The organism is Micromonospora sp. NPDC049301 (assembly GCF_040678715.1).
Taxonomy (GTDB): domain Bacteria; phylum Actinomycetota; class Actinomycetes; order Mycobacteriales; family Micromonosporaceae; genus Micromonospora.
On record NZ_JBFAQO010000006.1, the window covers coordinates 148,098 to 155,874 of the forward strand.

The window sequence follows — 7,777 nt, forward strand, 5'->3', positions numbered from 1 at the left end:
GGTGTTGCGAGCCCCGCAGTCGCGAACAGAGGCGGTCCGGTGAGCGCGAGGAGTGAGCCGGTGTTGCGAGCCCCGCAGTCGCGAACAGAGGCGGTCCGGTGAGCGCGAGGAGTGAGCCGGTGTTGCGAGCCCCGCAGTCGCGAACAGAGGCGGTCCGATGAGCTTCGGGCAGGTGCTGCTGGTCGCCGTCCTGGCGCTGCCGGCGCTCGGCGCGGTCGCGGTGGCGGCGACACCCCGGGACCGGGCTGCCCGGCTGGTCGGCACGGTGGCGGCGGCGCTGACCCTGCTGGCCGCGGTGCCGCTGGTGTTCGGCGGCCGAAACTGGGTCGCCTGGTCGGCCGCCGCGCCGGCCGTGCGGCCCTGGCACCAGCTGGATCTGCCCTGGGTGCCCGGGCTGGATCTGCGCTTCCACCTCGGCGTCGACGGCATCTCCTGGCCGCTGGTGGTGCTGACCGCGCTGCTCACGCTGCTCTGCTGCGGGTACACGCTGTGGCGGGTGCCGGCCGGCGGCAGTGGCCGGACGCTGGTCGCGCTGCTGCTGGTGGTCGAGGTGGGCATCCTGGGCACCTTCCTCGCCCTGGACCTGGTGCTGTTCTTCCTCTTCTTCGAGGTCGTCCTGCTGCCGATGTACGCGATCATCGCCGGCTGGGGTGGCGCGGACCGGCGTCGGGCGGCCCGCAAGTTCGTGCTCTACACCCTGCTCGGCTCGGTGCTGCTGCTGGTCGGCGTGTACGTGGTGGTCGCCGCCGCGGGCACCGCCGACGTGGTGACGCTGACCGGTGGCGGCGGGTTGTCCCGGGGGACGCAACTCGCCGCGTTCACCCTGCTCGCGCTCGCGTTCGCGGTGAAGAGCCCCCTGTGGCCGCTGCACTCGTGGCTGCCCGACGCGCACACCCAGGCCCCCACGGTGGGCAGTGTCGTGCTCGCCGGAGTGCTGCTCAAGATGGGCACCTACGGCCTGATCCGCGTGGCGGTGGGGGTGGCCCCGGAGGGTGCCCGCTGGGCGGCGCCGGTGCTCGGCGTGCTGGCCGTCGCCGCCATCCTGGTCGGCTCACTGGTCTGCCTCGCGCAGGACGAGGTCAAGCGGCTCATCGCGTACTCCAGCGTCGGGCACATGGGCTTCGTGCTGCTGGGCGTCGCCACGCTGACCACGACCGGCATCCAGGCGGCGCTGATCGGCAACGTCGCGCACGGCGTGATCACCGGCCTGCTGTTCTTCCTGGCCGGCGCGGTGAAGGACCGCACCGGCACGGGCAGCCTGTCCGAGTTGTCCGGGCTGCGGGAGACCGCGCCCCGGCTGGCCGGTCTGCTCGCGTTCGCGGCGGTCGCGTCGCTCGGCCTGCCCGGGCTGGCCGGCTTCTGGGGGGAGGCGTTCGCGGTGATCGCGGCGATCCAGGTGGGCGGCCCGCTGTGGACGACCCTCGGGGTGCTGGCCGCCGTCGGTGGAGCGCTCACCGCCGCGTACTTCCTGCGGCTGCTGCGTCGCGTCACCCACGGCCGGCCGAGCACCGCCGTCGACCGCGTCGGTCCGACCCTGGCCGGGGCGGAGCTGACCGCGTGGGCGCCGCTGGTGCTGCTCGCGCTGGCCATCGGGCTGGCCCCGACGCTGGTCCTCGGCGTCGCCGAAGCCCCGGTGGACGCCCTGATCGGGGTGGTCCTCCCATGAACGTGGTGCAGAGTGTGGACAGCGTGGCGCTGCTGCCGGCCTACCTGGCCGCCGGCACCGCCGTGCTCGTGCTGGTCACCGACCTGCTGCTGGCCCGGCCCCGGGCCACGGTCGTGGTGGCCGCGCTCGGCGCGCTCGGCACCGCCGTCGGTGCCGCCCTGGTCGGCGCGGTGGGGGAGCGGCGGACGTTCTGTGTCGGCGCCGACTGCTCCTGGATCTTCGGCGGCCGGGCCGCCCTGGTCGGCGCGGTGGTGGCGCTGCTCACCCTGGGCGTGCTCGGGTTGTCCGTGCCCGCGCTGCGAGCCGGGCGCTCCCCGGTGGGGGAGTACTGCTTCCTGCTCGCCTGCTCGATGACCGGCGGCGTGGTGCTCGGCGCGGCCGGTGACCTGATCACCCTGATCGTCGCCCTGGAGACGCTGACCCTGCCGCTGTACGTGCTGGTCGGCCTGCGCCGGGGGAGCCTCGCCAGCGCGGAGGCGGCGGTCACCTTCTTCGTGGTCAGCGTGGTGGCCACCACGGTGTCCCTGCTCGGCGCAGCGCTGCTGTACGCGGTGACCGGCGGGCTGCACCTGGACCGGCTCGGCACGCTGCTCGCCGAACGACCGGAGCTGCGGGACCTGCCACTGACCACCGCCGCGGTGGCGTTGCTGCTGCTCGGGCTGGCCTTCAAGGTGGCGGCGGTGCCGTTCCACGCCTGGGCGCCGGCCACCTACGACGGCGCACCGCTGCCGGTTGCCGCGTACCTGTCCACGGTGTCGAAGCTGGGCGGCGTCGTCGCGTTGCTCGCCGTGGTGCAGCGGGCGCTGCCGGCCGACCAGACCGGTCCGGTGCTCGCCCTGCTCGCGGTGCTCACCATGACCGTGGGGAACCTGGTCGCCCTGCGCCAGCGGCGTACCGTTCGGCTGCTCGCCTGGTCCTCGGTCGCGCAGGCCGGCTACATCCTCGCCCCGCTGGGCGCGCTGGCGCTGGCCGCCGGCCGGACGGGCGAGGCGCGGGCCGCCGCGTACGCCGCCGCCGTGGCGTACGCCGTCTTCTTCGTGGTCCTGGAACTGGCCGCGTTCGCCGGGGTGACCGCGCTGCGCCCGACGGGTGCGGACGGCGGCACGCTGGACGACCTGCGCGGCGCGGCCCGCCGGCACCCGTGGCGGGGTGCGGCGCTCGGTCTCGCGCTGGTCGGCCTGGCTGGTCTGCCACCCGGCCTGGCGGGGCTGTTCGCGAAGGTGACCGTGGTCCGGGCTCTGCTGGACGGCGGCGCCGCGTGGCTGGCGCTGGTGGTGGCGGTGAACGCGGTGATCGGGCTGGCCTACTACCTGCGCGTGACCGCGGCCCTGTGGGCGCCGACACCCACACCGGCCCCGGCGCTGCCCGGTGCCGCGGCGGCCGTACCGCTGGTGGGTGTGGTGGCCGTGGTGCTGGCGGTGGCCACGGTGGCTGCCGTGGTGCTCGGTGTCGCCCCGCAACTGGTGCTCGACCTGGCCGGTCGCTGACCCCCGGGTCCGCGTCCGGCGGCCCGAGCGGCGGATCTCAGGCAACTCTCAGCGTTGACACGGATGGTTGGCGGGTACGGGGTTGTTGGACCGGTCAGCGGATCCCGGCGATCCGTGCACCGAAGGAGTGATCGTGCACCACAACCGTCTGAAGACCGCCGCGCTGCTCGGCCTGCTCACCGCCCTGATCCTTGCGGTGGGCTACGGGTTCGGCGGCAGTGGCGGACTGGTCGTCGCCGTACTCGTGTCGCTCGGCATGAACGGCATTTCCTACTTCTACTCCGACAAGCTCGCGCTGCGCTCGATGCGGGCGCAACCGGTCAGCGAGGCGGAGTTCCCCGAGCTGTACCGGATGGTCCGGGAGCTGGCGGCCGAGGCCCGGCAGCCGATGCCGCGGCTCTACGTCAGCCCGACCGCGCAGCCCAACGCGTTCGCCACGGGTCGTAACCCGCAGCACGCGGCGGTCTGCGTGACGCAGGGCATCACCGAGATCCTCGACTACCGCGAGCTGCGCGGTGTGATCGGGCACGAGCTGTCGCACGTCTACAACCGCGACATCCTGATCTCCAGCGTGGCGGCCGGCCTGGCCGGCATCATCACCTTCCTGGCGAACATCGCCTTCTTCATCCCGCTGGGCGGTGGCGACGACGAGGACCGGCCGAACCCGGCCGTGCTGCTGTTGACCCTGATCCTGGGGCCGATCGCGGCCACGGTCATCCAGTTGGCGATCAGCCGGAGCCGCGAGTTCCAGGCGGACGCCTCGGGCGCGGAGTTGAGTCGTGACCCGCTGGCCCTCGCGAGCGCACTTCGCAAGATCGATGCGGTGGCCCGACGCCGGCCGTTGCCGGCACAGGGCCAGCTCACCAGCACCGCGCACCTCATGATCGCCAACCCGTTCCGGGGTGGCGGCGTGGCCGCGCTCTTCTCCACCCACCCGAAGATGGAGGACCGGGTCGCCCGGCTGGAGCAGATGGCCGCCAACGCGGGGCCTGTGCAGTTCCAGCGCTGACCCGCTGATTCACCGCCTCCGCCCGCACCCGTCCCGGTGCGGGCGGAGTGCTGTGTCGGCCGCGATATCCGGTACCTACGGACGACCGCCGTTGTTAGGGTCGTAACGGCTCACGCTCATTACATCCTTGGAGGTTCACGGTGGCCGCGCTGCGTCAGTACCTGGGTGTCTGGCGGATCCCCGGCGCGCCGATGCTGCTGGTCACGGGCATCATCGGGCGGCTCGGGATCGGCATGACCCCGCTGGCGCTGCTGCTGGTGGTGGAGCAGGTGACCGGGCGGTACGCCCTCGCGGCCGTCGCCGGCGGGATCTACGCCGTCGCCGGTGCCGTGCTCAGCCCCGTGGCCGGCCGGATCGCCGACCGGGTCGGGCCGAGCCCGGTCCTGCTGGTCACCGCCGTGGCCCATCCGCTGGCGCTCATCGGGCTGCTGCTGGCCAGCCGGTCAGGCGACGACGCCCTTCCCGCCATCTACCTGGCCGCCGGCGTCGCCGGAGCGACCTACCCACCGCTCACCGCCGCCATCCGTGGCGCGTGGAACGACCTGACCGGCCCCGGCTCCGACCGGTACCACCTGCGCAACACCGCCCTGGCAGCGGAGACCTCGCTGTTCGAGATCGTCTTCGTGCTCGGCCCGCTGCTCGTCGCCGGCTTCGTGCTGGTCGCCGACGCCGCGGCCGCGCTGATCGGGGCGGCCGTGGTCACCCTGGTCGGCACCACCGCCGTGGCCCTCGGCCGCGTGATGCGTGGCTGGCGTCCGCACTCGCGCGAGCACCACGCCCGGGGGCTCGGCCCGCTGCGGGTGGGGGGCTTCCCGGCCCTGCTGGTCTGCGTGGCCAGCCTCGGCATCGCGTTCGGCGCCGCGGGCGTGATCGTCCCGGCGTACGCCGGCAACTACACCGCCGACGACCCGGAGAGCCTGGCCGGAATCCTGCTGGCGGTCTGGGGAATCGGCAGCGCGGCCGGCGGCTTCTGGTTCGGCGTCCGCAGCCCGTCGCCGAACATGACCCGACAGTTCGCCATGCTGCTCGCCGCGCTCGCCGGCACCTTCGTGGTGTTCGCGGTCATGCCGACGCCGCTGGCGCTGGGCATCGCGCTGGTCGTCGGCGGGGCCACCATCGCTCCCGCGCTGACCCTGGAGAACACCCTGGTCGGCCGGATCGCGCCGGCCGGAATGCTGAACGAGGCGTACACCTGGGTGGTGACCATGTCGGTGGCGGCCAGCGCCGCCGGCGGCGCGGTGGCCGGCCTGATCGTGGACCACGCCGGCGGTGTGCCGTGGGCGTTCCTGTTCGCCGGGGCGTCGGTCGCCGTCGGGGCCGCGGTCGCCGCGCTCCCCGCCGGGCCGATCGCCCGCGCGGAAATCTCGACGGTACGCGCCGACGAGCCCGTCGCCGCCTGACCAGCCCGCAGCCGCGACGCGCGTCGTCCCCGCCGCTGACTTCTTCGGCTCCCGGCGGTCCACCAGACTGACCTGCTGGCCAACGTCGGCGCGATCCTGGCCGGCAACACCACGTTCGGCGGCGACGACCCGAACCGCGGCACCGACAGCGAGGGCGCATTCGGCGGGCAGTACCACGGCCCGGTGTTCGTGCTCACCCACCGGCCGCCGGCCGAGCCGGACACGGGCGTCACGTTCGTCGGCGACCTGCACAGCGCCGTCGCGCAGGCCAGGGAGGCCGCCGGGGACAGCTACGTCAACGTGCTCGGCGCGAACGTCGCCAGACAGTGCATCCAGGCGGGGCTGCTCGACGAGATCCTGATGCTCTTCGCCCCGGTGCTGCTCGGCGACGGAGTACGCATGTTCGACCAGCCGGGAGGAACCAGGGTGCGGCTGGCGCCGATTCCCGGCGAGACCGCGCACTGGTACAGCGTCATCTACTGACCATCACAAACGGTGCCGGCGGGGCGGATTCACCGGCGGCGTCGGCCCCGGTTGCACGTTGACGCGGGTCGCGGGTCACCACCATGATCAGCTCGTGACCTCTGACGACCGGAACCAGCCCGACCGGCACGAGTCAGAGCGGCCCCGGGAGATTCCGCTCGGCAAGATGTGGTCCTTCGGTGCGATCGGTGCGATCGCCGCGGTAGCAGCCCTGTTGATCGTCCCGACCAATCCGGTCGGCTGGGTTCTGCTCGCAGCGCTCAGCGTGCTCGTTTGGGTTACCCGTGTGGAGCTACGACGGCGCCAGGCGGCGAGGCAGCCGAACCCGAGATCGTAGGTCCCGCTCCAGTGGGCACGCCCTGAGAGGAAGAGGGTGGCAGTGGCAGGAACTGAGCTGGACAAGGCCGTCGCGCAGATCGAAGCCAGCCGCGGCTACCGCAACCTGGTCTGGGCGTACAGGTGCCTCGCCGTCGGCCTGATCTTCGGTCTGCTGGTCCTCGTTTCGGCGGTGATCCGCTTCCTGCCACTGACCATGACCTCGTTCGCGCTGGCGATGGTGGCGGTCGCGACGGGAGTGGGTCTCGCCTGGGCGGGCATGATCAAGCTGTGGGCTGACCGGTTGATGCCACGTGGCGGAACCAATCGGCATCGAGCCCTGATGCGGGCACTCCGGCGAGACGTGATCAAGCCCGTGCGGCGCAACCGACGTGAGTAGGTAGGCGGGCGGGCCGCCCCAGGCCTACCGGTAGTTGGTGAACTGGAGGGCGACGCCGAAGTCCTCGCCCTTGAGCAGCGAGATGACCGCCTGGAGGTCGTCCTTCTTCTTGCCGGTCACCCGCAGCTGGTCGCCCTGGATCTGGGCCTGAACGCCCTTGGGGCCCTCTTCGCGGATCTTCTTGCTGATCGCCTTGGCCTTGTCCGAGTCGATGCCCTGGATCACCTTGCAGTCGATCTTGAACACCTTGCCCGACGGGCGAGCCTCGCCGGCGTCCAACGACTTCAGTGAGATGTTCCGCTTGACCAGCTTCTCCTTGAACACGTCCAGCGCGGCGCGCACCCGCTCCTCGGTCTCCGCCTGGAGGCCGATCGCCTCCTCACCCGACCAGGAGATCTCCGCGCCCGTGCCGCGGAAGTCGAACCGCGTCCCGAGCTCCTTCTCCGCCTGACGGAGGGCGTTGTCGACCTCCTGGCGGTCGACCTTGCTCACGATGTCGAAGGACGGGTTCGCTGGCATGCTTCTGCTCCTGCTGTCCGGCGGTCTGGGCGTGCCGTCGGCCGCCGACCGGCGGCACGACCCCCTGACCGTACCCGGTTGCGCCGGTACCGGGGCGAACCGCTATCCTTGCTTCCGCCGCCGCGTTGCGACGCGGTGGGGTGCCCTGGCGGGTTGCCCGAGCGGCCAATGGGAGCGGACTGTAAATCCGTCGCGAAAGCTACAGAGGTTCGAATCCTCTACCCGCCACCAGGGAACGGCAAGGCCTCTGAACTGCGGAAACGCAGGTCAGGGGCCTTCGTCGTCTCCGGCTGCTCTTGACCTTCGTTACCCCTGATTGACCGAGTGATCGGGCACGCAACGGGCACGCTGCATCAAAGGATCCGTGATGGCAGAACTTTCCTACCCAGACGAGGTTCCTGAGGACGACCAGCAGGAAGAGGCGTGGCGACCGCAAGAGGCGAATTTGCCTCCGGAGACCAAATCCCCCTCGTTGGAGGCGGCGTTCTCCACGGCGAA

At 72.1% G+C, this 7,777-nt stretch carries 8 protein-coding genes and 1 tRNA gene; 8 read left to right on the plus strand and 1 reads right to left on the minus strand.

What is annotated here, in order from left to right:
* Positions 1 to 157 precede the first annotated feature (157 nt).
* From AB0K07_RS19335 to AB0K07_RS19365, 7 genes are all read left to right on the plus strand, one after another.
* Positions 158 to 1,666, plus strand: a complete 1,509-nt coding sequence (locus AB0K07_RS19335) for an NADH-quinone oxidoreductase subunit M (protein WP_363756810.1) — start codon at positions 158 to 160, stop codon at positions 1,664 to 1,666.
* Positions 1,663 to 3,153, plus strand: coding sequence for a proton-conducting transporter membrane subunit (locus tag AB0K07_RS19340; protein ID WP_363756811.1), 1,491 nt, complete (start codon positions 1,663 to 1,665; stop codon positions 3,151 to 3,153). Before AB0K07_RS19335 ends, AB0K07_RS19340 begins: the two co-directional genes overlap by 4 nt.
* Before the next feature lie 133 nt (positions 3,154 to 3,286).
* On the plus strand, positions 3,287 to 4,162 hold the full coding sequence (gene htpX / locus AB0K07_RS19345; protein ID WP_363756812.1) for a zinc metalloprotease HtpX: 876 nt from the start codon (positions 3,287 to 3,289) through the stop codon (positions 4,160 to 4,162).
* Between the two features lie 140 nt (positions 4,163 to 4,302).
* On the plus strand, positions 4,303 to 5,562 hold the full coding sequence (locus AB0K07_RS19350; protein WP_363756813.1) for an MFS transporter: 1,260 nt from the start codon (positions 4,303 to 4,305) through the stop codon (positions 5,560 to 5,562).
* Positions 5,563 to 5,637: 75 nt separating this feature from the next.
* On the plus strand, positions 5,638 to 6,045 hold the full coding sequence (locus AB0K07_RS19355; RefSeq protein ID WP_363757161.1) for a dihydrofolate reductase family protein: 408 nt from the start codon (positions 5,638 to 5,640) through the stop codon (positions 6,043 to 6,045).
* A 94-nt stretch (positions 6,046 to 6,139) separates the two neighbouring features.
* Positions 6,140 to 6,382, plus strand: a complete 243-nt coding sequence (locus tag AB0K07_RS19360; protein ID WP_363756814.1) for a hypothetical protein — start codon at positions 6,140 to 6,142, stop codon at positions 6,380 to 6,382.
* A 42-nt stretch (positions 6,383 to 6,424) separates the two neighbouring features.
* On the plus strand, positions 6,425 to 6,760 hold the full coding sequence (locus AB0K07_RS19365) for a hypothetical protein (RefSeq protein WP_363756815.1): 336 nt from the start codon (positions 6,425 to 6,427) through the stop codon (positions 6,758 to 6,760).
* 24 nt (positions 6,761 to 6,784) lie between these two features.
* Here AB0K07_RS19365 and AB0K07_RS19370 read toward each other — a convergent pair whose 3' ends face one another.
* On the minus strand, positions 6,785 to 7,279 hold the full coding sequence (locus tag AB0K07_RS19370; protein WP_363756816.1) for a YajQ family cyclic di-GMP-binding protein: 495 nt from the start codon (positions 7,277 to 7,279) through the stop codon (positions 6,785 to 6,787).
* A gap of 147 nt (positions 7,280 to 7,426) precedes the next feature.
* On the opposite strand from AB0K07_RS19370, the gene AB0K07_RS19375 reads away from it, so the two are divergent.
* Positions 7,427 to 7,510: transfer RNA gene (locus AB0K07_RS19375), tRNA-Tyr, on the plus strand.
* Positions 7,511 to 7,777 lie beyond the last annotated feature (267 nt).

What these genes read in the sequence shown, in the direction of transcription:
- AB0K07_RS19370 (WP_363756816.1), bottom strand. Translation starts at nt 7,279, where the DNA reads ATGCCAGCGAACCCGTCCTTCGACATCGTGAGCAAGGTCGACCGCCAG.
- AB0K07_RS19335 (WP_363756810.1), top strand. Translation starts at nt 158, where the DNA reads ATGAGCTTCGGGCAGGTGCTGCTGGTCGCCGTCCTGGCGCTGCCGGCG.
- AB0K07_RS19340 (WP_363756811.1), top strand. Translation starts at nt 1,663, where the DNA reads ATGAACGTGGTGCAGAGTGTGGACAGCGTGGCGCTGCTGCCGGCCTAC.